The 25045-nt window shown below is 47.5% G+C and carries 26 protein-coding genes and 1 pseudogene; 6 read left to right on the forward strand and 21 right to left on the reverse strand.

Features of this window, described 5'->3' with window-relative positions:
* Positions 1-256: pseudogene (locus BN1360_RS00595) on the forward strand (DUF2515 family protein); the annotation flags it as partial.
* Positions 257-260: 4 nt separating this feature from the next.
* Here BN1360_RS00595 and BN1360_RS00600 read toward each other — a convergent pair.
* From BN1360_RS00600 to BN1360_RS00650, 11 genes are all read right to left on the reverse strand, one after another.
* Positions 261-1898 carry a putative polysaccharide biosynthesis protein gene (locus BN1360_RS00600; protein WP_068777993.1) on the reverse strand — a complete coding sequence of 546 codons (1638 nt, stop codon included), beginning with the start codon at positions 1896-1898 and terminating at the stop codon, positions 261-263.
* A gap of 54 nt (positions 1899-1952) precedes the next feature.
* Positions 1953-2432 carry a DUF456 domain-containing protein gene (locus BN1360_RS00605; RefSeq protein WP_068777994.1) on the reverse strand — a complete coding sequence of 160 codons (480 nt, stop codon included), beginning with the start codon at positions 2430-2432 and terminating at the stop codon, positions 1953-1955.
* A 13-nt stretch (positions 2433-2445) separates the two neighbouring features.
* Positions 2446-3249 carry a Cof-type HAD-IIB family hydrolase gene (locus BN1360_RS00610; protein WP_068777995.1) on the reverse strand — a complete coding sequence of 268 codons (804 nt, stop codon included), beginning with the start codon at positions 3247-3249 and terminating at the stop codon, positions 2446-2448.
* Between the two features lie 184 nt (positions 3250-3433).
* Entirely contained in the window at positions 3434-4330 is an 897-nt protein-coding gene (locus tag BN1360_RS00615) for a metal ABC transporter permease (protein ID WP_068777996.1), read from the reverse strand.
* Positions 4327-5280 (reverse strand): metal ABC transporter permease, encoded by a 954-nt coding sequence (locus BN1360_RS00620; protein ID WP_068778046.1) that lies wholly within the window; start codon positions 5278-5280, stop codon positions 4327-4329. The genes BN1360_RS00615 and BN1360_RS00620 overlap by 4 nt, the downstream gene beginning before the upstream one ends.
* Positions 5280-6038, reverse strand: coding sequence for a metal ABC transporter ATP-binding protein (locus BN1360_RS00625; RefSeq protein WP_068777997.1), 759 nt, complete (start codon positions 6036-6038; stop codon positions 5280-5282). The genes BN1360_RS00620 and BN1360_RS00625 overlap by 1 nt, the downstream gene beginning before the upstream one ends.
* A 46-nt stretch (positions 6039-6084) precedes the next feature.
* Positions 6085-7059, reverse strand: coding sequence for a metal ABC transporter solute-binding protein, Zn/Mn family (locus tag BN1360_RS00630; RefSeq protein ID WP_068777998.1), 975 nt, complete (start codon positions 7057-7059; stop codon positions 6085-6087).
* 210 nt (positions 7060-7269) lie between these two features.
* On the reverse strand, positions 7270-9255 hold the full coding sequence (locus BN1360_RS00635) for a peptidoglycan D,D-transpeptidase FtsI family protein (protein ID WP_068778047.1): 1986 nt from the start codon (positions 9253-9255) through the stop codon (positions 7270-7272).
* Positions 9256-9442: 187 nt separating this feature from the next.
* Positions 9443-11506, reverse strand: coding sequence for a peptidoglycan D,D-transpeptidase FtsI family protein (locus BN1360_RS00640; RefSeq protein WP_068777999.1), 2064 nt, complete (start codon positions 11504-11506; stop codon positions 9443-9445).
* 93 nt (positions 11507-11599) lie between these two features.
* Complete coding sequence (locus BN1360_RS00645) at positions 11600-12748, reverse strand: transglutaminase domain-containing protein (protein ID WP_068778000.1); 1149 nt, start codon at positions 12746-12748, stop codon at positions 11600-11602.
* Positions 12749-12804: 56 nt separating this feature from the next.
* Complete coding sequence (locus BN1360_RS00650; RefSeq protein WP_229520734.1) at positions 12805-13275, reverse strand: hypothetical protein; 471 nt, start codon at positions 13273-13275, stop codon at positions 12805-12807.
* A 250-nt stretch (positions 13276-13525) separates the two neighbouring features.
* On the opposite strand from BN1360_RS00650, the gene BN1360_RS00655 reads away from it, so the two are divergent.
* The 3 genes from BN1360_RS00655 to BN1360_RS00660 all read left to right on the forward strand — a co-directional run bounded on the left by BN1360_RS00655 (position 13526) and on the right by BN1360_RS00660 (position 15485).
* Positions 13526-14674 (forward strand): MFS transporter, encoded by a 1149-nt coding sequence (locus BN1360_RS00655; RefSeq protein ID WP_068778001.1) that lies wholly within the window; start codon positions 13526-13528, stop codon positions 14672-14674.
* 169 nt (positions 14675-14843) lie between these two features.
* Positions 14844-14945 carry a sporulation protein YjcZ gene (locus tag BN1360_RS26350; protein WP_148466494.1) on the forward strand — a complete coding sequence of 34 codons (102 nt, stop codon included), beginning with the start codon at positions 14844-14846 and terminating at the stop codon, positions 14943-14945.
* Positions 14946-15137: 192 nt separating this feature from the next.
* On the forward strand, positions 15138-15485 hold the full coding sequence (locus BN1360_RS00660) for a toprim domain-containing protein (RefSeq protein WP_068778002.1): 348 nt from the start codon (positions 15138-15140) through the stop codon (positions 15483-15485).
* 28 nt (positions 15486-15513) lie between these two features.
* Here the strand turns inward: BN1360_RS00660 and BN1360_RS00665 are convergent, their stop codons facing one another.
* The 4 genes from BN1360_RS00665 to BN1360_RS26165 form a co-directional block, all read right to left on the reverse strand.
* Positions 15514-16110: an SCO family protein gene (locus BN1360_RS00665; protein ID WP_068778003.1), complete on the reverse strand. Its 597-nt coding sequence runs from the start codon at positions 16108-16110 to the stop codon at positions 15514-15516.
* Between the two features lie 13 nt (positions 16111-16123).
* Entirely contained in the window at positions 16124-17059 is a 936-nt protein-coding gene (gene cyoE, locus BN1360_RS00670; RefSeq protein WP_068778004.1) for a heme o synthase, read from the reverse strand.
* A 430-nt stretch (positions 17060-17489) separates the two neighbouring features.
* A complete protein-coding gene (gene trpS, locus BN1360_RS00675) occupies positions 17490-18470 on the reverse strand; it encodes a tryptophan--tRNA ligase (RefSeq protein WP_068778005.1) in 981 nt (326 codons plus the stop codon).
* A 164-nt stretch (positions 18471-18634) separates the two neighbouring features.
* Positions 18635-18757 carry a hypothetical protein gene (locus BN1360_RS26165; protein WP_267490873.1) on the reverse strand — a complete coding sequence of 41 codons (123 nt, stop codon included), beginning with the start codon at positions 18755-18757 and terminating at the stop codon, positions 18635-18637.
* Positions 18758-18969: 212 nt separating this feature from the next.
* On the opposite strand from BN1360_RS26165, the gene BN1360_RS00680 reads away from it, so the two are divergent.
* Both BN1360_RS00680 and BN1360_RS00685 read left to right on the forward strand, forming a co-directional pair.
* Positions 18970-19938 (forward strand): aldose 1-epimerase, encoded by a 969-nt coding sequence (locus BN1360_RS00680; protein ID WP_068778006.1) that lies wholly within the window; start codon positions 18970-18972, stop codon positions 19936-19938.
* 170 nt (positions 19939-20108) lie between these two features.
* Positions 20109-20345, forward strand: a complete 237-nt coding sequence (locus BN1360_RS00685) for an alpha/beta-type small acid-soluble spore protein (RefSeq protein ID WP_068778007.1) — start codon at positions 20109-20111, stop codon at positions 20343-20345.
* Positions 20346-20448: 103 nt separating this feature from the next.
* On the opposite strand, the gene BN1360_RS00690 is transcribed toward BN1360_RS00685, so the two are convergent.
* The 6 genes from BN1360_RS00690 to BN1360_RS00715 form a co-directional block, all read right to left on the reverse strand.
* Positions 20449-20868 carry an O-methyltransferase gene (locus BN1360_RS00690; RefSeq protein ID WP_068778008.1) on the reverse strand — a complete coding sequence of 140 codons (420 nt, stop codon included), beginning with the start codon at positions 20866-20868 and terminating at the stop codon, positions 20449-20451.
* Positions 20869-21106: 238 nt separating this feature from the next.
* Positions 21107-21583 (reverse strand): DinB family protein, encoded by a 477-nt coding sequence (locus BN1360_RS00695; RefSeq protein WP_068778009.1) that lies wholly within the window; start codon positions 21581-21583, stop codon positions 21107-21109.
* A 16-nt stretch (positions 21584-21599) separates the two neighbouring features.
* Positions 21600-22121 carry a HugZ family pyridoxamine 5'-phosphate oxidase gene (locus BN1360_RS00700; RefSeq protein ID WP_068778010.1) on the reverse strand — a complete coding sequence of 174 codons (522 nt, stop codon included), beginning with the start codon at positions 22119-22121 and terminating at the stop codon, positions 21600-21602.
* Positions 22122-22139: 18 nt separating this feature from the next.
* Positions 22140-22925, reverse strand: a complete 786-nt coding sequence (locus BN1360_RS00705) for an ABC transporter ATP-binding protein (RefSeq protein WP_324254216.1) — start codon at positions 22923-22925, stop codon at positions 22140-22142.
* Positions 22918-23913 (reverse strand): FecCD family ABC transporter permease, encoded by a 996-nt coding sequence (locus BN1360_RS00710; protein WP_068778012.1) that lies wholly within the window; start codon positions 23911-23913, stop codon positions 22918-22920. The genes BN1360_RS00705 and BN1360_RS00710 overlap by 8 nt, the downstream gene beginning before the upstream one ends.
* Positions 23914-23931: 18 nt before the next feature.
* Entirely contained in the window at positions 23932-24951 is a 1020-nt protein-coding gene (locus tag BN1360_RS00715; protein ID WP_068778013.1) for a helical backbone metal receptor, read from the reverse strand.
* Between the last annotated feature and the right edge of the window lie 94 nt (positions 24952-25045).

Below are 25045 nucleotides of genomic sequence, written 5' to 3' on the forward strand. Positions count from 1 at the left end.
GCTGACCCCGCCTGCCCGGGGGTCAGCGCTTGCCGAAGGCGAGACGCGGCCTGGCGGCGAGCGTCTCTATAGCCCCAAGCTGACGGAGGCTTGGGTCGATGCCCCCTATGAACCCATCCTGCGGGAGGATTGGTTCAAGGACCCGAGCGCGCTGAACGGGATCAGCGCGCCGCAGTCGCCGTACCTGTGCGACATCAGTCGCGAGCACCGGTACGACATAACAAAGGCGGCGCTCCCGGAGAACGCCGCCGACTAGCTTCTTACATGGTTCCGCCTGTGCCTGCCGAACCGCGCTGCAGGCGCATAAGCGGTCTGAAGACCTTTTGCAGCGCCCGCGGATAAGTACCCAGCTCTTCCTTGCGGACAACGCGCAGCACAACGAGCAATACCGGATAAAGAGCAACCACCGCTACCCCGACGATGCAGCAGGTGAGGAAGAAGGCCACGCGGCCTGGCATGAAGGCTTCCATCCCGATGCCAAGCTGATTCAGCCCATAGCCAATTCCCGTCAAAGCAACGACGGTAAGCAGGAAGCCTGCCCAGCGCCCGCCCATAATCGAGAACGGTACGATCCTCTTCATCGAACGCAGGTTAAGCAGCGTAATAACAAGGAAGCAAAGGGCTGTCGCAATAATAATCCCGTAGATACCAAGCAGCGGAGCCAGAGCATAGCTGGCTGCCAGCTTGACGATAATTCCGATGATAACATGCACCATCGACAAGGTCGCCTTATTAATTCCAAGCAGAATCGAGTTGCTCGTCATCATCGTAATCTGGAATATTGTGGCAAAAGTAAGCAAAGCTACGATTCCGCTTCCGTCACGCGTACTGAACAGCAAACCGTTAACCGAGTAAGCTGCCGTCCCGAGAGCAAGAATGATCGGCATCCCGGTAAGCACAGCGACCTGCATCGCCAGCGTAACCTGCCGTTTCAAATGCGCCTGATCCCCGCGGGCAAAGGCCGCCGAAATGATCGGAACGAGCGATTGGCTTAACGCAATAGCCAGAATCGGTGGGATCCCCGCGATCATTTGCGCCCGATTGCCGAGGATTCCGAGTACATAAGTCGCCTCATTCGGACCAATCTGTCCCGACAAGAGCGGCTTCAGGATTGAGTTATCAATGAAATTGACTGCAGATACCGTCATCGAAGAGACGACGATTGGAATCGACAGCTTGAAGATCTCCGCATAGATTTGCCCATAGGAAATCCTGGCCTGTCCATCATGAGCCTGAAGCGGCAGCTCGCTGCGATCCTTGCGGCGAACCTTCATATTGTAATAGAGCATAACAAGCAGCGCGGCGACGCCGCCGATGACCGCTCCGAATGTAGCCCCGGCAGCGATCTTCTCACCCGAATAACCCCAATGATAGAATAGAAAAGCTAGAATCAAACCGGTTCCGACGCGAACGAATTGTTCAATAACCTGCGAAATACCGCCGGCAATCATTATATTCCGTCCTTGCAAATATCCGCGGATAATCGCGATCAGCGGGAATAACAGCAAGGCCGGCGCTAACGCCCGAATCGTCACGGCCGTCTCCGGAATGCCCGATGCCCGAGCATACACCGGGGCAAAAATATACAGGAGTACAAACATAACAATCCCGGAAATCACGGCAAACATCAGCCCGGCATGATAGATTCGCCTTGCTTCCATCGGGCGGTTCAACGCATGTCGCTCCGATACCATTTTACTAAGCGTACTAGGAATTCCCGCTGTTGCAATGGTCAGCAGCATGAAATAAGCGGCATTCGCCTGGGAGTAAGAGGCGTTCCCGATATCGCCCAATATATGCTCCAAGGGAACGCGCTGGAACAAGCCCAGCACTCTGGCGATCAATGCCGCTCCGGCAAGAATTAACGTGCCTCTGATGAAAGATTCTTTCTTGGACAAAAATAATTCCTTCTTTCCAGGATTACTGCAAGAGTAATGCGCCGATATAATAAGTTAGAGAATCCAAATGATAAATAGAATAATCATGACAAGCTGGAGGATAATTTTAACCACAAAGCTGCTGAATAAACCTACCACAGAGCCGATCCCTACCTTAAAAGCTCTATCTATGCTTTCCCCTCGGATCAGTTCCCCAATCATCGCCCCAAGCAGCGGACCAAGTACAAGCCCAAAGGCCGGTATGACGAAGGGACCGATAATGATGCCGATGGTACTGAGCCAGACCGATAGCTTACTGCCGCCGAACTTCTTCACACCCCAGGCGCCAACCGCATAGTCGGCCACCATCAGTACAACGACAATTAAGGTTTGAACCGTCCAGAACACCCACCCGAACGATTCGAATGAGAAGAACCAGCCGTAGACGAAGAAGGCAAAATAGACAGCAAGTACCCCTGGCAAAACAGGATATACCGCCCCTGCCATCCCGACTGCAAATAAAGCGATGACCAATATCCAGCCCAGCACTGCCATGCATCGATCACTCCTAAGCCAAAATATAATCGCGAATAACTAGCGCAATCCCATCATCATTGTTGGAAGCCGTTACGATATCCGCCAGCTCCTGCACCGCCAATTGCGCGTTGCCCATTGCTACACCCAAACCCGCCGCTTGAATAGCAGCAAGGTCGTTCAAGCTGTCCCCAAACGCCACGACCTCCTCCATCCTCACGCCGAGCAGGTCGCAGACCGTACGAATCCCAGTCGCCTTATTAATCCCGGCAGGATTGATCTCCAAATTATAAGGGGAAGAATTCGTAATCTCAAGTCTGCCGATATTTTGCAGCTCCGTCAATAAGGAATGGCGCAAATCATGATCCTCAGTATGGTATCCGAACTTAAGCCAATGATTCTGCTCCAGCAGCTCCGGCCTCCAGTTCTTCTCATTATAAGTTCCTTCTACCGCATCCGCCCAGAACCATACATCATGATTCCGAGACATTTGATGCATTCGCTTCACGATCGACTGATCGAGTTGTTCCCGGCGATACAGCTCATGCGGGGAACGCCATACTTCACTTCCATTAACCGTTACCATCGGTGTACCCAGACCAAGCTGTTCGCCGAACGGCACCGCATCAACAAATCTGCGGCCCGTTGACAAGCATACATGCACACCGGCTGCCATCGCTTTGTGCAGCCATTTTTCCGTATCCGGAGAAATCTGATGTTGGTCTGTAAGCAAGGTTCCATCCATATCCAATGCCAGCAATTTATACTTCAACAAGTAATCCCCCTGTCTGTAATTTGTAATCTGATATTCGGGAGTGTAGGCACAACATACCGTCATTTTATCATAATCCTCACCGCATCACATAGACGCTGCTCACAGGAGAGCATATAATCGGCAAATCCACCATTTATTATAGATATCTATCCAACTTCCCGGTCATCCCACCTCGCAGAACAAAAACAAAAAAAGAATCCCCCGCGAGAGGGATTCTCTATATCTTTTACATTGTTACCTGCTTCATTCATTCTGCTGCCTGTTTCAAACTGCCCATCCGCATCTGCTGCCGCTTCGTCCATCGGGAGATTAGCCCATGCGAAGGTGAGAACAGGAACGCCAGAACGAACAGTATTCCGCATACCGTGATCATCGACCCGGCAATCGAAGCATCGAACAGCTTCGCTATATAGTAACCGCCGGTAGAGCTGATGGCCCCGATCAAGACGCTGTACAGCAGCATCAAGCCAAGACGATCGGTCAACAGATAGGCCGTCGCTGCAGGGACGATAAGCATCCCGACGACGAGAATCGCTCCTACACTTTCGAAGGAAGCTACCGTTGATAGGGAAACCAGCCCCATCAATAAATAATGGAATAGCGCCACAGGTATGCCCAAAGCTGCAGCGAGTGCAGGATCGAAGGCGCATATTTTGAACTGCTTATAAAATAACACGACCGTTATCAGCACAATAAGGAAGGTTGCTCCCAGCATCCAGATAGCGACGGGACCCAGATTGTAGCCATTCCAGATCAAAGAGTCCCATGGCACATAGGCAATTTCTCCAAACAACACACAATCCAGGTCCAGGTCTATATGCTGGGCATTTCGGCTGATCAGAATAACCCCGATCGCGAACAATGCCGTAAATACGATGCCGATGGAAGCATCTGACTGCAAGCCACTACGCTGCAGCAATTGAATCAGGAACACGGTAATCAGTCCAAGCACTGCGGCCCCAAACAGCATCAGGAACGAATCGCGCGAGCCGCCGATGAGGAAAGCAATCGCAATGCCGGGAAGTACGGAATGGCTTATCGCATCTCCCACCATCGCCATTTTGCGCAGGATGAGGAAGCAGCCAAGAATTCCGCAGGTTGCCGCAACTAAGGTGCCGGTAAGTATAATCCAGAAATCCATCATCCGTCGAGCCTCCCTTCTACGGTTCCCGCGCGATGACGAGCTGTCTCGAGCGATTGAGTCTGACGTATATGCTGCTTGGTCCTCGCTCTACGCCATAACTTGGCTATAAGACCCCGGTTTGGAGCAAACACCGCCGAGACGCAGAACATCGAAGTTGCCGCCAGAACAGTAACCGGTCCGGTAGGAAGATTGGACAGCGTTCCGCTAATCAACGTCCCCGTTGCACCCGAGAATGCACCGATCACTCCGGCGATAATAACCATCACCCCAAGCGAATCCGTCCAGTACCGGGCCGATACGGCTGGAGTGATAAGCAGCGCTGCTACCAATACAACGCCAACCGCTTGAATGCCTACGACGACAGCAATCACCGTCATAAATAAGAGCGCCTGCTCCAGCAACCCTACTTTCATGCCCATTCCTCGGGCAAAACCAGGGTCAAAGCTGACAAGCTTGAATTCCTTAAAAAATAGGAAGCAGATCAAGATCAGCAGCAGTGAGACAGCGCCCATCATATATACATCGGACTTCATCATCGATGCCGCTTGCCCGAACATATACTTATCGAGTCCGCTTTGATTTCCGTTCCCACTATGCTGGATCTTCGTCATTAACATGACCCCGATTCCGAAGAAAACCGATAATATTATGCCAAGCGCTGCATCCTGCTTAATGCGCGAATAACGAGTGATGGCATATATCCCGAAGGTCGCTATCATCCCCGACACGATCGAGCCAAGCATGAATAATCCAATTGATTTTACACCGCTTAACATAAAGGCGATACAAATCCCCGGAAGTGCGGCATGGGCAAGCGCATCTCCCAGCAGACTCTGTTTGCGCAAATAAGTGAAAGAGCCAATCACTCCGCTGCCGATCCCAAGCAATAAGGACCCCATTAAAATCCACTGCATATTAGGATCGGTAAGCCAGCCTAACAAAGTAGACATCATGTAAGACTCACCGCCTCCTGCGCTACATCCTGCAACATGGCAATTCGTCCGCCATACGTTTTCTGCAAATTGGAGGAAGTAAAGATCTCCTCGGTTGGCCCTGCAGCTACTAGCTTGCCGTTAAGCAGCACGACTTCGTCAAAGTACTCCTTCACGGTGGACAGATCGTGGTGAACGACAAGCACGGTCTTGCCCTGCTCCTTAAGCTCATGCAGCAGGCGGATGATCGCTTTTTCCGTTGTCGCATCGACCCCGGCGAAAGGTTCATCCATGAAGTAGAGAGTGGCATTTTGCGCCAATGCTCTCGCCAGAAAGACCCGCTGCTGTTGGCCTCCGGACAACTGGCTGATCTGCCTGCCCGCAAAATCCGCCATGCCGACCTTGGCCAGACATTCCATGGCAATCTGCCGCTCCTTGATCCCCGGTCGGCGAATCCAGCCCAGATGTCCATATCTGCCCATCATAACTACATCCAGCGCATTCGTCGGGAAGTCCCAATCGACAGATTCACGCTGCGGCACATAGCCGACCTGCTTCCGATTCTCTTGATAACTGCGGCCAAATACCTTTACGTTACCTTCAACGGCCGGAATGAGCCCCAGCACCGCCTTTAGCATCGTCGATTTCCCCGCCCCGTTGGGGCCGAGCACCCCGATCAGCTTCCCGGAGGGAATCCGAAAGGAGACCGAATTTAATACCGGCTTCTTCTGATAGGCTACCGTCAAATTACTTACTTCAAGCGGGTACACACCCATGGTTATATCGCTCCTTATCTCCTTGGCGTTAGTCACCGCCTATATTTTATTTCAAAGCATTAACGATCGTGCTTACATTATGCCGCACCATTTTTATATAAGTATCCGCATCGGATCCTGGCTCCCCTAATGAGTCGGAATACAGTTCCCCGCCGATCTCAACCTCATGTCCCTTCTCTTTGGCTCCGGCAATGACCGCCTCCATCGATTTTGTCGGAATGCTGGATTCTACGAACACCGCCTTGATCTTATTGTCGACCAGGTAATCCCGAAGTTCGCTTACATCTTTTGAGCCATACTCCGCGGCCGTGCTGATCCCCTGCAATCCCATGACTTTAATCCCGTAGGCTTCTCCAAAATATCCAAAGGCATCGTGCGCAGTTACAAGTACACGGCCAGATTCTGGAATCTCGGCAATCGCCGTTCGTACCTCTTCGTCGAGTTCCTTCAATTGTTGAATATATTTCTCGGCATTGTCCTTATAGAGATCGGCATGGGCCGGGTCATAGCTGGTCAAGGCATCGCAGATTGTCTCCGTTGCGGAGATCCAATGTTTCACATTGAACCAGATATGAGGATCATACTGCGTACCGCCTGCATCCTCTCCGGAGCGGAGCAGCGATGTATCAATCCCTCGGGATACGGCCACCGTCGGCTTGCTACGCTCCAGCTTCTCGAAGATCTCCGTCATTTTCCCCTCCAGGTGGAGACCTCCGTAGAAGATCATATCCGCCTGATCCAGGCGTGTCATATCTCCTTGAGAAGCTTTATATAGGTGCGGATCTACCCCGGGCCCCATCAAGCCGATCGCTTCGACCTCTTCCCCGCCGACCTCCTGAACAACATCCGTGATCATCCCAATCGTGGAGACAACTTGAATTTTGCTGCTGTCCTCGGCTCTTTGGAGACGCGACGCTTCCCCATCCACCTTGGAGCAGGCTGCAACAATTACCAGCACCAGTACACTTAGTGTAATTTTTGCCCTTTGCAAAGGGCTCTTCTTAACTCGAATTTGTTCCATAGATTAGTCCTCCTAATATCTCGAGCAGCGCGCTCTGTTTTTTTGCTTAGTAGAATAAATGTTTCATAGAGATATAATTGTTTCGTTTTCCTAAAAAAGTTTCCCTAATGCAAATTTTAAATGATAAACAGGCCAAAAAGCAAGAACTATTTTCACTTTTACTGAAAATAGTTCTCACCTTGGCCCTTAAATGATTAAATTAACTTTAGTTTATTCATGCTTACCGTCTTGCTGCTGCAGGCTTTTCTTCGGGATACCGTCCAACCCATACTCTTGATCATAAGCATCGAAGATTTTCCTCGCGACCGGTGCCGCGCTCCAGGCGCCAAAGCCACCCTCCGGGATAACTACAGCTACAGCCAGCTTCGGATTTACGCGTGGAGCAAAGGCGATAAATACACCATTTTCCATTCGCTCGCCCCTATAATCCTGCTCCGATGTCCCTGTCTTGCGTGCAAAGTCATAAGGAAAATTCGTAAATGCGCTAACTTCCGTCTTCATACCGCTAATTACTTCATCCCAGTAGGCCTCGTTAAATTTTGCTTCATTCAGTACCTTTGGCTCGAATTGTCTGACGACTTTGCCATCCGCATTCGTGATTTTATTTACAAGGTGCGGCTCCCTTCGTTTACCTCGGTTGGCCAGGGTTGCCGTATACTGTGCCAGCTGCATCGCTGTATATTTGCCCTGCTGTCCAAATGAGGCATAGGCCAGGCGGGAGAGCGCGGTTTCCGACTCTGCATTGTATTCCAACGTCCCCATATATTCCCCCGGCAAATCGATCCCTGTCAAAGTTCCAAGCCCAAACTCCTTCATGTACTCATCCCAGATTTTGATGCCTTTGGACTTGTACTTGTTATATAACCTCTCTCCTACCATATCCACCATGAAGGCATTTGAAGAGTGCAAAATCGCCATCGATGGATCAATTTTCCCATATGCCCGATTTCCCGAATTCCTTACCCGCGCGGAATTATTCTTCCCGAAGTAAGCTATTCCGCGATCGGTATAATAGTCGCTAGTCTTGAAGAGCCCCTCCTTTAATCCGATCAGGACGGATAGCGGCTTGATGGTAGAACCAAGCAGGACCGTCGATTCGAAATGATGCCCCGAACGTCCGGAGCTAAAAGGAGAAATAGTTCCGTTTCTGTAATTTTCCTGAATTTTGCTAAATTGTTCATTTGTCATGTTGCCTGTCGGCCACAAATTCGTGTCGTAATCCGGGATACTGGCCATGACGACCACATTGCCGGTATCCACTTCCATGGCCACGGCATAACCCGTCTGCGCATAAGGATGTACCTTCCCGGATACCGGGTTGGTATGCACCCAATGAATCTGATCGAGGATCGCTTGCTGTGCAGCCAGTTGCACCTCTTTATTAATGGTTGTGTGCAAGTCATAGCCTTTCTCCGGTGGGGTTAAGTCCGTTACCCCATCCACCATGTTCCGCGGATTAATCGATACGCTTTTGGATCCATTCTTGCCCCGAAGCTCATTCTGATAAAATAATTCCAGACCATCAAAGCCGACGAACTCCTCTTCCGTATATTGCAGTGCCGGATCTTTGCCTTGCGACTCCCTGATTGCCTCGTACGATCCCAGGTCTGTAGTTGATTTATATTTTTTCAAATATCCGATCGCTTGTACTGCTACCCTGTCCTTATCGTAATGACGAACGCTCTCTTCAACGATGTCAATTCCGGGAAATTCACTTTTTCGTTCCAGGAAGTAGGCCACCTCTTCAGGAGTCAATCCCACCTTTATCCGCCGTGGTACGAATCCCCCATTCATTCGGAAGCTCAGATCCATACTGTCGATAATATCCTGCTCGGTTAATGTTTTATCCGCTGCACCATATGTATCAAAAGCCAATTTTAATTGTCGGGCTAATTCAACGGCCTGCTTATAGTTCCCTTTGCCCGACTCTGTCGCTGGATGATAATTGCTCTGCTGCAAAGTTAAATACAGGGTTTGCACCGGCGTTGAATAGGCCAGTCTTACCCCTTCAGCAGACAGGATATCCCCTCGCATGGGCTGCATCGGCACATCCCTCACTCTCAACAGCATCTCCTGCTTGGACAAGTCCGGACCTTCTACAAATTGCAAGATCGCCAGGCGAACAATGATAACCGTAAAAATAGCGAACGCACTGAAAAAGAAAAGATTCAGCCTGATATTAAACCGACTCCTCATCACCGCTTCTTGCTCGCGTCGATTTAACGGATAGACGATTTTCAATATATATCCCTGCTTTCTTTCCACGTCATTGTTGAGATCAAAGTCTTGGACATGTTGTTATAGATAAAAAAACAGCGATCTTTCCCAAGCCATGCCATGAAAGATCGCTGATGTATCGTCTTTATTCAATTTTAAATTTTTCTTATTGCGTGTTATTTTTTTGATCCGTGTTCTGATTATCCGTCTGCTGATTTTGCGTCTTCTTCGGAATGCCATCAAGCCCATACTCTTGATCATAAGCATCGAAGATTTTCCGGGCGACCGGCGCGGCGCTCCAGGCACCAAAGCCGCCTTCAGGAATAATGACCGCGACAGCAAGCTTCGGATTTTTGCGTGGGGCAAAGGCGATAAATACTCCGTTATCGCGGTTAGCTCCCGCTCCCCATTGCTGTGAGGTCCCTGTCTTCCGGGCAAAATCATACGGGAATCCGGCAAAGGCCGCCTGGACATTGGTCTCCATACCGTTGATCACGGCATCCCAATAAGCATCTTTAAACTCAACCTTATTTAATACCTTCGGTTTAAATTCTTTGATGATATTTCCGTTCTCATCCGTAATTTTGTTGACGATATGTGGCTCCATTCGCGAACCTCGGCTTGCGAGAGTGGCTATATACTGAGCCAATTGCATGGTTGTATAACCGCCCTGCTGTCCGAAAGAAGCATATACCAATCGGGAAAGTGCTGTCTCTGATTCATTGTTATAGCCAAGCTGACCCAGGAACTCTTTAGGCAGGTCTACTCCCGTCGATACCCCTAGACCGAACTTCTTCATATATTCATCCCAGACGCCAATTCCATCGCCCTTGTATTTATTGTATAATCTCTCACCCACCATATCGACCATAAAGGCATTGGAGGAAACACGGATCGCTTGTGAAGGGTTAATAGAGCCATAAACATGCCTTCCCGAGTTACGTACACTGGAAGAATCATTCTTACCAAAGTAAGCGATACCTCTATCAGAGTAATAATCAGTTGTCTTGAATAATCCCTCATTCAGACCAATCAATACAGACAAAGGCTTAATCGTTGAACCCAGCAATACATTAGAGCCAAAATTATGTCCCGATTGCCCCGAACTATACGGGGTAATCGTTCCATTCTGATAATTTGTGTTTATTTTAGCCCAGTCATCGGGATCAATCCCACCGGATTGCCATACATTCGTATCATAGTCCGGCATGCTCGCCATGGCCACAATCTTACCGGTGTCCACTTCCATCGCAACAGCATAACCGGTTTTCGCATTAGGGTGAACTTCACCGGATACCGGATTTTTATGGACCCAATCAATCTGATCCAAAATGGCTTTCTCAGCGATAAGCTGAATATTCTTGTTAATATTCGTATGCAGATCATACCCCTTCTCCGGAGGTACGATCTCGGAGACGCCCGTGGCCATATTTCGCGGATCGATCGGCACTTTCTTGTAGCCGTTCTTGCCGCGAAGCTCATTCTGGTAATACATCTCCAATCCGTCCGCACCAACAAGCTCCTCGGATGTATAATCCAGGGCAGGGTCCTTGTCTAATGAACTATTCGCTTCCCGGATCGGGTCATACCATTTAACGTCATCCATGGATTTATATTTCTTGAGGTATCCAATGGTCTGTACAGCCACCGTATCCGTATCATAGTGCCGCACGCTATCCTCGACGATATCGATACCAGGGAATTCGGATTTACGCTCCAGGAAATAAGCAACCTCCTGCTTATTTAACCCCGACTTGATCAGCCTTGGCGAATAACCATTGCCCTTGGTATAATCCAGGTCCATCGCCTTAACGATATCTTCCTCCGTCATCGGCTCGTTGACCTTATCGCCATACTTATCAAATACCTCTTTCAGCTTCTTGGCAATTTCCAGCGCTTCAGGCCGGTTTTTCATGCCCCGGTCCGACTTGCTATAATCCTTCTGCAGTGTAATGTAGAGCGACTGAACCGGAGTCGAGTAAGCAAGCTTCTCGCCGCCTGCCGCTAATATAGAGCCACGAATCGGTGATAGCGGGACATCCTTGACCCGCATACTCGTCTCCTGCTGGGACAAACTTGGCCCTTCTACAAATTGCAAAATCGCCAGACGTACGATAATGACGGTAAATATTATAAAAGTACTGAAAAAAAATAAATTCAAGCGAATATTAAAATGACGCTTCAGCTTGGCTTCCTGCTCGCGAGGATCGTCATTGTATGAGTTCTTCATGGGCGTTTCTCCTCTTTCATCCTTCCATACTTCATCAACTATATTAACATAACGATTCAATCCGATGCGAGGTTACACCCGGTACTTCTATTTTTAAGCCGTTTTGTCGGGAACATGCGTATCATAAAAGGCTGGCGAATTGAACCAATCCCCACTTTGCGCCCAGGTTGAATCAAGCGGAATCCACTTGTCCTTCTCTGTCAGATAGACCTCATTCCAAGCGTGAGGGCCGTATCCTCCTCTACCGTCATACCCTAATCCAGTCACAACCTTCACTTTAAGCCCTTGCGACCTGGCCATAACCGCATACAGACGCGAGTAATCGATGCATACTCCCTTTTTCGTATCAAAGGTCATCTGCGGCGTCTGTTCATGCCAGTCCCCCCGCTCCTCATAATCCTTGACCTTGCCATAATCATAGCTCACTCTGGAGCCGACCCAATCATAGAGACGCCTTGCCTTCTCTTCATCCGTACCTGCGTCTTCCGTCACTTTAGCCGCAGCCAGTTCAATATCCTGCGGAATATTGGCATCGATCACCTCATACTTCCGCTGCAAAATACCGTTGAGTTCCGCCTCCACACTGCGAGTAAACACCGGCAGCTTCTCCTTGATCAAGTCTCCGGTCAGGGGTTCAATTACCGTATGAGCTCCTTGCTGATATACCGTGGAAGCCTGCACATATTGACTGAAGCTACTATTCGGAAATAGTGTAACAACGATAAATAAAAGGACGATCATCATCATGCATCTGACCGTACCGATTACGGTGCCGATGCATGCGCCGAGCAGCCTGCTCAGGAACGAGGACCTGCCCCCTCCTCCGGACGGAACGCGCTCCAGCGAGGAATTGCCCAGTAAAAATGCCGAGAGCAACCCCAGAACAGTACGAATCAACCAATAGCTAATAATAAATAACACAGCGAACCGCATCAATGGAAAGTCGCGGATCGCGGTGATGAAGGTGTAATATACTTGTTCCCATGTTGCCATATCACGCTGCGGGTACGCAATGGTGGATAGCCAGTCCTGAACCTTCGGGGATAACCATATAGTGAGTGGAATCGCCCCGATTATGCTCACTACAGACAGAATTCCCCCACTAACCAGGGTGAACAACCTGCCCGCCGTACGGGATGCCCCACGCGCCCAGCCTTGCAGTACAGATATAAGCAAAATACAGATGAGCAATGCGTTAATCCAGTTTATTTCTTGTAATTGTTGAGCCAAGACCATCGTCATGCTTGCCCCCTATCTTGATGACTTATGGTCATAATATTTAAGGCAGACCTTACCCACTACTTGCGTTTTGCTTCTTCAATAAACGCCTCTATCGTATCATTAACCTTCCATTCACCCAAAGATACGCCATGGAACTTCACCTTTACTTTGCCATCGCCGTCACTGCCTGTAACTTCAAGATTAGGCGTCTTAATCGTAAACGTTCCATCGCCATTCTGTGTAATTTCCGCTTCCGCTGCTTCCTTCTTCATCATCTGCAGAACTTCCGACTTGGTGATATCAGCAGCCTGATCTTTCACCGTCTCCACCGCATTGCCAATATCCTTGAGAGATATGCCGCTGTATATAATGATGAACGCAGCGATGACAAGGACCAGCGCCCATTTGACTACGGTCTTAACAAAATTCAGCACCAGAAATAGGATAACCAGGGCTACAACAATGACGAGCCAGTTTTGTTTTAGAAATTCAATCCATACATCAACATTCAAATCCATATTCATGAACACCCCTAAACTCTTAATCATTCGTATTCAAAAAGACTGCATCCAGCACTTATTGAACTACCTTGCCTATGTCAGAGCCACCCGGTCAAGCGGACGCTCCCTTATTATACATGATGGCCAGTTCCAATGACAGCTTAACCCCAATTTAACAGGAAATCACAGAAAATTATGTACATCATGTACCGAAAGGGGGTATAAGTTCGTCCCAAGCGACGTACAAGTATAGCATGATGAATTTTTGAACAACTCATTTTTAGAGGAGGGCAAGGCAGTGAAAATCGCTTTCTGGCTTTATTTTTTTATGTTCCTCGCTTTCTTCGACCTGCATGCGCAATATCCTATTCTGACGCCCTTTGCATTGTCACTAGGGGCTGCGCCTGCCTTCATTGGCTGGATGATGGGGATATATGCGCTAACACATCTGCCTGGCAATCTTATTGCCGGACAGGGCGTAGATCGGCATGGAAGCCGTGGCTATATGATATTTAGCTTGCTATCTGGTGGAGCCATCCTCCTGCTGCAAGCCCATGTCACGGAGCCATGGCAGCTTCTTGTGCTGCGCTCAATTAGCGGATTTGTGCTTGCTTTCCTGTCCCCGGCTTGTCTGGCCCTGCTCGCTTCCCTGTCGAGCAACGCGGTGAAACAAGGGAAATTGATGGCAGGACACGGGGTGATGCATACCCTTGCTTCCGTCGTCTCCCCGGCTGCCGGGGCCTTTCTTGTCGCCCGCGCCGGCTTCACCCTTACATTCCAGACGCTTGGCTGGCTTATGATCGTTACCGGTGTTATCGCCATATTTACGATCAAGGAACTGCCCAAATTAAAGGCCCCTCTACAGCAGCCTATCAAAAAAGCGCCTGTGAAGCTCAATATTATTCCTATTTATTTCTATTTGCTGCCTTTCGCCGTATCCTGCGCCCAAGGGATTCTATATTTTGAACTCCCGCTCCAGGCAGGCGGATTATCCGGGATCATGCATACCGGGCTCTACTTCTCGATTATTAGCCTCGGGGCCCTGGCGACCCTATCGTTGTTATTTCTGAACCATTTCTCGCCGTATATTAGATCCTATCTTGGAATACTCGGCATTGCTCTATCCTTCTTCTCGCTGGCAGCCCTCGACTCGGTTCCGATTGTCATTTCGCTATTTGCGCTTGGTTTGGCCAAAGGCATCGTCTTCCCTGCTATGGCCTCCGTCTTTATCGACTTATCCGGGGGCAAACGGCTGGGAACCGTATTCTCACTGCAATCTATTGCGATGTCGATCGGTTCTTTCCTCGGCCCCATTATTGCGGGAACGATGCATAATAACTACTCCCCCTACTTCTTTGCCTTCTTGCTCTTAATGCTCGTTATTATCGTGGTTCCTGCCTGGAAAGCAAATATGCCTGCTTCCTTCACCATACCAACGGAAAGATGAGCAATAAGGGCATTCACATATAATTTTGAACACGGTTAGGCCCTTGCACAGGGCAGGGGCGTAGATAAAACATAATATATTTTGTAGTTACCGACCCAAGCTTAAAAAAGGGAGGTGATCCAAAGTGGGTCATATCGAGCCGTGTGGACCATGCGGACCAGGCCCCGTCATCGGCCCAGGAGCTGGAGCTGGCGGTTGCTGGTCATCAGCAGGTACCATCTTGGTACTGTATATTTTGCTGGTGATTATCCTTCGTGCCCCTATCTGGTAAGATGAAATCATGGTTGCGGTCTGTCCCCCTCCCGACAGGCCGCTTTTATTATGTTTTTGCATGAGATGACGGTCAAGTATACACTATAAATGCGAAATGCGTATTCTAAAAAGTCCGCTTTCTGATCAAAATCGGACTTTTGGGACAACCTCTATAAGAATCAACCATCCAACCTAATCGAGGTGAGCCGCCATGCCGATCAGCATTATCGTCGAAGGCAAAAATGATCGCAGCAAGCTGCGCAGACTGCTTCATGGAGAGATCCATATTCATTGCACCTTTGGAACCTTGAACAATCTCAAGCTGGAGTCGCTCCGGAAGCAGGTAGGTGATGATGAGGTATACTTATTTATGGACAATGACGCATCTGGCAAGAAGATTCGCGCCCTATTACTGGACAGCTTCCCGGACGCCACCCAGATCTATACGAGAAGAGGCTACGCCGGTGTGGAGGGTACACCTGACGAATATATCATCTCCCAATTAGAAAAAGCCGGGCTAGAGGAATATATTGAATATCCTCCTCCCGGCTTCGTTTGAATAATCAACAAGCCAATATAAATTGCTATTATTTGGCCAGATCGATAACCCCTTGAGCGATCTCCTGAGGTGTAGACTCCGGACGGTAAATATTTCGCAAATTGCCATCCCGGTCAACCAGACCAATCAGATCCATGTGGACAAAATTGTTATTCTGATCCTCATTAATTAAAATTTTGAATGAGTTCATGGCCAGATCCATGATCTTCTGCTGATCTCCTCGCAAGAAATACCAACCGGAATAATCGGCCTTGAATTTGTCCCCAAACGCCTTAATAGCCTCGCGCGTGTCTCGCTCCGGATCGAAGGAAATCGAGATGATCTCGGCGTCCTTGCCAAACATGCCTTTATCCTTGAGCAGATCCTGCACTTGACTTAAGCGGAAAGTCGTGACCGGACATACATCCGGGCAACTGGAGAAGAAGAAATAAAATAGCCGAACCTTGCCGTTCGTGTCCTCCAGCGTAATATTGCGGCCATCTACATTTTCCAAGCTGAAGCTCTCCACCGGCCGAATAATCGGCAGCTTGGGCTTGGCATAGGTAGTCCAGAGCAGATACCCCGCCATGATGAGACATAAAACCAGCAAAATCCAGGTCCATTTATATTTCTTAAGCAACGACATCCTCAAACCTCCATTACAATCGAACTGTATCGAGAATCATGACGATCATGCTTACTGTCAAATAGTTGATTGAGAACAAGAATACCCGCTTCGCCCAAACATCATTTTCCTGAGAACGAAAGCCTTTTAGCGCCATTAGCAGCCAGGAAACGGACAGAAGCTCACCGATGATAAGGAACCATATTCCTGTATAATCGTAGACATACATTAATATTGGAATAGGCAGGAGCAGAACGAGATAAGGAATCATTTGCAATTTCGTTCTCGGAATGCCCTTCACCACGGGCAATAACGGGAAGCCTGCGGCCCGATACTCCTCTACACGCCGGATGCCCAGCGCCCAGAAATGTGGAGGCTGCCATAAGAACAGCATCGCAAATAACAGGACAGCACCAAGATCAACCTTGCCCGCAGCCGCTACATACCCGATCACCGGGGGCATTGCTCCTGAGATCGCTCCAACTGAGGTGCTCCAGGTCGAGGAGCGCTTTAGCCATAACGTATACACAACGACATACACAAGCATGCCAATGACACCAAATACACCGGCCAGCAGGCCGTTGCCAATAAATAGTACAGACAATCCCAATATACCTAATATAATGGCATACCAGAGCACCGTCTTTGGCGACATTTTCCCAGTAGGCAGCACGCGATCCTGTGTGCGGGCCATCTTCATATCCAGATCACGGTCAAAATAATTGTTGAATACACAGGAGGAAGCCATAACCAGTACGGTTCCCAGCAACATGAGGATTAGTTTGCCGTATTGTAAATGCCATTGAGAAGCCACCCAAAAGCCAGCAAAAGCCGCGATGAGATTTGAACGCAAAATACCTGGTTTGGTTAGCGCGATAAAATCCTTCCAAGTCGCTGTTTTTCCTGGAGGAGTAGGTCTCACGGACAATGCTGCCGATTCTGAAGGTGCAGTATAAGAAATTCTGTCCATGTCGGTTATTTCCCCCTAAACTATAAATTTTGTCTTCCTATATAAAGAAGTTCACGAATAATTCAATGAATCCATATTACACTATAAACTTTATCATACCAAGAAGCAGAAATGTTTGACAATCATCTGATAAAAAGCAGGGTTTGTGACAATTTAATGACAGAAGCTGTATAACAGAATGGCCGCTTTACTATTCAAAAAGCCCGGGCATCTGCAATGCCCGGGCTAAGTTATGCAAAAAATTATATTTCAGAAAAAGCCCCGTTCTCAGCCCCAAAAGAGTGGGATGTGCCCAGGCATGAGGAGCAAAGCTACGCGCTTTCGCAGCTAAAACTCAGCTTGTTGCGAATACCTTGGATTCGCTATTGCTCACCCTGAGTTGACCTCGATGACGGCTTTATTATCAAAAGTGGACTTTTTGAACTGCCGCTTAGAGTATGAAGCCCATCATTCGTTGTACATCCTGCAGTACCTTCTCCGCTTCCTCATTAGCTCTCGATGCGCCTTGACGCAAAATGTCATGAATTTCTCCCGAGCTGCGGATCTCATGATAACGCTGCTGAAGCGGTTCAAGCACACTAACAACAACTTCAGCCAGGTCCTTCTTGAATGGCCCGTACATTTGGCCTTCATATTTCTGCTCTACCTCAGCCACTGACATACCGGAGCATTGACTGTAGATAGTAATGAGATTGCTTACCTCCGGTTTCGCCGCTGTGTCAAATCTGACTTCGCGTCCCGAATCCGTAGTCGCCCGGCTGATCTTCTTGCGAATTTCATCCGGGGGATCAAGGAGAGCAATATAGCTGCCCGGATTCGGGTTACTCTTGCTCATCTTCTTGGAAGCATCGTCAAGCGACATAATTCTGGCGCCCACTTTCGGAATATATGGGTCAGGAAGTGTAAAATATTCGCCAAAGCGGCTATTGAAGCGACCGGCCAAATCACGTGTCAATTCAAGATGCTGCTTCTGGTCTTCTCCTACCGGTACCAGATCTGCATTGTAGACCAGAATATCCGCAGCCATGAGCGACGGATAGACAAACAATCCTGCACCTACAGATTCTTTGCCTGCTGCCTTATCCTTGAACTGGGTCATCCGCTCCAGTTCTCCCATGGATGTCAAGGTTGTAAGAATCCATCCCAATTGTGCATGCTGACGAACATGGGACTGCATGTACACGTTGGATTTATTCGGATCAATGCCAGCAGCTACGAACAGTGCTGCTACGGCCTCGGATTGCTCACGCAGATTAGCCGGATCCTGCGGAACTGTAATCGCGTGCAGATCAACAACCATGAAATTACAGGAGTAATCATCCTGCAACGTGACAAAATTTTTCAGAGCTCCAATATAATTACCAAGCGTAAGCTTTCCGCTAGGCTGAATGCCGGACAGAACTTTTTTCATAAAAAACAGCCTCCTCCATATATTTAGATTTAAAGTTTGATAACAAAAACGCAAAAAAGGCCCCACATCCCTGTGAAGGGACGTGAGACCGTGGTGCCACCCTTATTCGTATAGAACGATAAAACAACAGCCGCGACGATTTGCTCGCCCTAGGCCGCTGAGAACTACACCTTAATATCCGTAACGTGGATTGGCCGTCCGGTAATACTTGCAAAAGGCTTGATTCCTTTTGGGTTCATCCGGAACTCCGGGGTCCATTCAGCAAAGTTATCTCTACCGGTTCGCATCCAACCACCGGCTTTCTGCAAGGAAATAAAAACATTGTCTACTTGTCCCCATCATCGTGTTCATTTATGATATTCTAAATTATACTCATCATAATTGGCTTATTATACATTGTCAAATCTATTTTTCGTCCTTGAAAAAAAGTGTTATGATAGTGCTAAGCTTTTTTAAAACCGATTATTTCAGATGAATATGTGGGAAAAGGAGCAACGATATGAAAAAAGTGACCAAAGGACAATGGAACGGTTATGACACGTACATTTTAAATAGCCGTGAACTTGAAGTCACACTGCTACCCCGCCTTGGTAATAATGTAATTAGCATTTGGGATCATGTTGAGAAGCGTCATGTTCTTCGTCATCCTGAGGAAAGTGAGCTTGAATTCTATTTGCAGAAGCCTTACCATTTTGGCATTCCGATGCTCATTCCACCGGGTCGTATTCGCAAAGGACATTTCACCTATGCAGGACAGGAGTATCAATTTGACCGCAACACGGCCAATGACAATCATATTCACGGACTTCACCGTACACAGAGCTGGTGTGTCAGCGATATCGAGGAAGACGATGAAGGCTGTGCAGTAACTACTGAGTTTTTAACTTCCGATGACCCGAATTGGATGCGTCAATATCCCATTCCGCTCAAATTGGAAATGACGCTTAGGCTCCAGGGCGCTTCGCTAAAGCAGACTTTCAAGGTAACACATTTAGGCGACAAGCCAGCTCCGTTCGGCTTAGGTTTACATACCTGGTTCCTGCTAGACGGCAAGCCCGAGGAGTGGACGCTCAAATTACCGGTATCCGCCATCTATTCCTCAAACGAGGAGCTTATTACTACCGGAGATATCGTGCCTTTGGGCGAGCTTGATGCCCTCAATGACGGATTAAATCTGAGCGGAACCAACTTCGATACGATGTTCCAAATTGGAGACAAACCCGTATCGGCTGATCTGCTGCGCAAAGACGGATACGGACTTCATTACACCGCAGACCCGGCTTATTTCAAGCATTGGGTACTATATACCAAAGGTGAAGCCGACCAATTCCTGTGTATCGAGCCTTATACCTGGCTGCCTGATGCCCCAAATTCCAAGCATCCAGCCTCTGTCACAGGTCTGATTGACCTGCAGCCGGCACAGACTTTGGAGTTCTATGTGAACCTGGATATGATCTATCCCAGCTAAGATACGGAATAATATTCAAGTGGGCCTTCCTTAATCGGAGGGCTCTTATTTTTATATATACAGGTTCTCTGGTTTCAAATAATTACCACTTTGCAAAGTAGCAGTTATACTGAATATTTTATTCTGCAAAAACCATACTAACATCACAAAGGCCAAAGGAGGTGACAAACATGGCAGGTCAAAACCAAGGCCGCGGAAACCGCTCTAACAACCTTGTCGTTCCTCAAGCAAATGCTGCTTTGCAGCAATTGAAGTATGAAGCAGCGCAAGAGTTGGGCGTATCGATCCCGCAAGACGGCTACATGGGGAACTATACTTCTCGTGAAACCGGCTCCTTAGGAGGATACATCACTAAACGTCTGGTTCAAATGGCAGAGCAGCAATTGTCAGGTCGTTCTAACATGTAATTCGCTCTCTCCTATTCACACCTATAGAAAGACAGGTGATCTGCATCGGCAGGTCGCCTGTCTTTCACTATAATAACCAAAGTTCATAAATTCACTTAATCAATTATGAAGATAGATCAGATTCTTTGTATGTATTGGCAGCATTTACTCTCGGATATCTCTGAATCATGAGGTTTGCCATATTATAATTGGACTCCAGCGTAGCATCAACCATTATGGTACCTTTGTTCAAAGCAAACTCATAGCTAATCTCCCCATGGGTCCAATAGCGCTTGTACTTCAAGGCTTCCACTGCCATCACGCGAAAAGATTGGATCTGTTCCGAAGATAACCCCTGTTCTTCTTCCTGCAAATGACCGTTGCGGCCGGCGATCGGATTATGGCGAATACCGAATTTACCAATGATATTATTGCGAATTTGGATGAATACGGTGCCTGAAGTCATACCGCCAAGTTCTACGGATAACTCCTTAAATACGATATCGACTTGTCTTGCCAAGGAGAGCTGATCGGCTGTAAGCATACTCCCCCTCCCTTCCCATTTATCCCCTTAAATTAGGGCTTATGTCACATTATATTCCAGTATATTCTATCATTCAACATTTAAAAGAAAAATTGGTTATTTATTACTATATTAAACCAACTATATGCCTATTTACGTCATTATATTCCAAAATATAACTTTCAAATTGTTTGTTTTCTCGACAGAACGAAACCCAACTGCTAGAGATCATCTAACAATTGGGCTTTTCTCATTTTCCTTATTGATTTACCTCTGCACTCTCTTTATTGACCGAGCATTTCTGGATAAGCGATATTTGTCCAGAGTGAATCCCAGCATGATACATTAGGCGTCCCACCGATTCAAGTGGGGTTGAAGGTCCGATCGGACAGTCCTTTTGCTCATGCCATTGTTCCTCCGGGAGTGCTTCCATCGCTGCTATCAAATGCTTATTGGATGCTTCAAGCACAGCAACAAGCTCCTGAAGGTTTGTAAAGTCCCTCGTGCTCCTCGCTGCCCCCCGCCCTGTGACAATTTCTAATCCTTCGGGCATGGGACATTCAAAGAACCATTCTGCAAACATATACTCTACTTCCGCATTATGGCGCAGCATTTGACCAATGGAGGAACCGCCCAAGCTTAATGACAAGCTCTCCTCCGGTAATTTCCTAACCATATCATGAAATCGATTTTGAATGGCATTCCAAACGGGCAATACGGTGGAAACTGTCTTCATCTATTTTCACCCCTTTTTATGTGGCCTGTGTTGTTTTTTCATTTTGCTCATGTCCATCGCGTGCTACATGTTCAAATCGATCCCCCATAAGATCAATGTCAAAAGCTAACCCGAAGCCCACAACATAACGTCCATTCCTGGGTGTAATCTCAAAAAGTGAAAAATCCAAAGTTCTCAGCATTCCGAACATCTTTTTATTGAATGTTTCACTAAATAACTCGAACACTTCTTCATATCCATCGTTTCCGACATTTTGAGTAGTACATTCAAACCGCGCACGCTGTCGTGCAAACAAATTTGCTGTATTGCCTTCATCTTCAATAAGCATAACATCCACCAATGGATTGTTTTCCAGATGATCATAATGATTGGCAACCCTGCTTAGGTAAACATATAACTTTCCGTTGTGCTTCACAAAAGGTGCATAGGATACAAATGGCTTTCCCTGTTCATCAATGGTACTCATCATCACCGTTTTAAGACTGTTCGAAAATTCCAGATATTGATTTTTGATGGAAGCTATATCTAATACGTTCATGTTCATCCCCATTTCAGTTTATATTTTATGAAGTATTTGAATGCGAGGCCGCGGATTGCCGGGCAAATGATTTATCTCCGTCTCTACACCATATACATTGCGAATTAATTCCTGTGTCAGTACATCCTGTGGCCTTCCATAGGTTTGTATAGCGCCGTTTCGGATCACACATACTTTGTCACTATAAATACTTGCATGATTTAAATCATGCAGCACCATGAGTACCGTAAGCTTCAACTCGCGATTTAAAGAATGCACAAGATCAAGCACTTCAAGCTGATGAGCGATATCGAGATACGTCGTCGGCTCATCCAGAAGCAACACCTTAGGACGTTGAGCCAACGCCATGGCCAGCCATGCCTTTTGGGATTCACCGCCTGATAAGGAGGTTACTTTGCGATCCTTGAACTTCCTCATATCTGTCTTCATCAACGCCCACTCGATAATTTCATGATCCTCGGCATCCAGCCGTTCATACCACTTCTTATGGGGCATGCGGCCATAGCTTATCAGCTCCCCGACGGTCATATCCACTGGACTTACATTAGACTGACACAACATACACATCAATTGCGACATTTGTTTATTGCTCAGATGATTGGCTTCCTGATTAGCAATACATATTTGTCCGCTCTTGCAAGGAACAAGTCCCGTCATTCCTTTTAATATCGTGGATTTTCCGGAACCGTTTGGCCCGATAATGGATACTACCTCTCCTTCCTTCACGTCGATAGAAAAGTCACTTACAATGGTTCGATCCGAATACCGTATGGAAAGAGAATGTACCTTTAACAAATCAGGCACCTCCTTTTCGCATCAAATATAGAAAATAAGGCCCCCCAGCCATGGCCATAATGATACCGGCCGGTATTTCCAGCGGACTAAACAGTGAACGGCCTGCTGTATCCGCTACGATCAAAATGATAGAGCCCAACATAAGGCTGAGAGGAAGGCTATGTTTATAATTAGATCCAATAATCATACGAGCCATATGCGGCACTATCAGGCCAACAAAACCGACAAGACCTACTTTGGATACGGAGATCGCCGCGAGAAATACAGCAACAAAGGAGAGGATAAACCGAACCCGGTTCAAGTTTTGTCCTAGATTATGCGCTGCTTGTTCTCCCAATCGAAGAATGTTCGCTTGACGAATGCACAGGATTGCCATAATCCAGCCAACGATGGAATAAGGAAGAATGCTTAGGACATCTTTCATTCCTTTCCCTGACAAGCTGCCGTTCATCCATTGCAGGGCAGCGGGTAATTTGTCGCTATACAGAATCGATAGCAGTCCAATGACACCACCGAATACTGCATTGACTGCGACACCTGACAAAATAATGCGAATTGGCGTATATCCGCTGTCCTTTTTCCAGGCCCAGGCATAGACCATGATGGCAGCGCCCCCGCCTCCTACGATCGCTGCTATTGGAATGAACCCAGTGTATTCAGGAGCTACCAGCATGATGAATAAGACGGTAACAGCCGCACCGCTAGATACTCCTGTTAACCCTGGATCAGCTAACGGATTATTCATAACCGCTTGCAGCAATATCCCCGAAGCGGCCAGATTGGCACCGATGAGCAAAGCCATCAGAACCCTTGGAATCCGGATATCCCAGAGGATAGTATTGGATGAAGAGTTACCTTTTCCTATTAAGGTTTGCCAGGCCTCATAGGGTGTAAAACGTACGCTGCCTATTCCAATGGCCAATATGATGGATAGAAGGAGCAGCACTACGGCTACTCCTATCACAAGAACTTGTTTGTTTTTTAAGTATTTTGTCAACACAGTGCTCCCCTTAGCCTAGTCGTTATACAAGATGGAAGCCATATCTTTATAGGCATCTGGTGCTTTGACAAGCGAAGCGATCCCATAAAGATTGTAGTCGAGCGTAATCAATTTGTTGTTTTTAAATGCATCCATCTTCTCCCAGGCTCCGTTTTGCTTGACATCTTCTTCAAATTTTTTGGCAACGGCGGAGGGATCGCCATGGGCGACCAGTAGGATTATATCCGGATTGGCTTGAACAACGGATTCCATGTTCATCGGAACATAAGTTTCAGTTTGCTTCAATACATTACTTAATACATTGGAGGCACCTAATTTTTTCGCCAAACTTCCTGCAAATGTATCTTCATTCATTAACATCAATGAATCAACCGATCCGAACAGGAACATGACGGTTGGCGCTTCTTTTCCTTCGGAGAGCTTGAGGGCTTCCGCTTCCCGGGCGGCAAAATTGGTTAAGGCTTCATTAGCTTTTTCTTCTTGGTCATAGACTTTACCAAGCGCTGCCATCGACTGTTTAAGCTCATCCAGAGAATCAACCGGCAAGTATACCGCTGGCAATCCTGCCGGCTCAATCATTTTTGCAATGCTATCTTTGATCGATGCAGGTGCAACTACCGCATCAGGCTCAAGCTTTGCGATTTGTTCCAGGTCAGGTGCATGAGACGATCCGATCCGCTGAACCTGGTCATAGGCTGCCGGTAATGTACTCATCGTAGTTGGCACGCCTGCCAGCTCCAATCCAAGCGCATTGTAAAGTTCCGTAATAGCGACAGACAAGGTCACCGTTTTTGTAGGAGTTTGACCCCCAAATTGATCTACAATTTCCTGCACTTTTGCCTCATCAAGACCTAGATCTATTTCTGAGGAGCTCTCTGTACTAGCTTCAGCTTCGTTATTACTCCCCCTATTCGCTGCATTAACTTGCTGATTATTATTTAACTTTAGGTTCGTATTGTTAGCTTTGGAGTTGGCACAAGCGGATATCAATACAATAAGTGAGATAATAACTAGGATTTTGCTAATTTTGTTCATAATTTCCCCCTAAGTATAAAATTTCATTGATAATGATAATCATTATACATAGAATGAGAATCATTATCAATGAAATTTTAAAAATAAAAATATT

The organism is Paenibacillus sp. GM2, from assembly GCF_900069005.2.
Taxonomy (GTDB): domain Bacteria; phylum Bacillota; class Bacilli; order Paenibacillales; family Paenibacillaceae; genus Fontibacillus.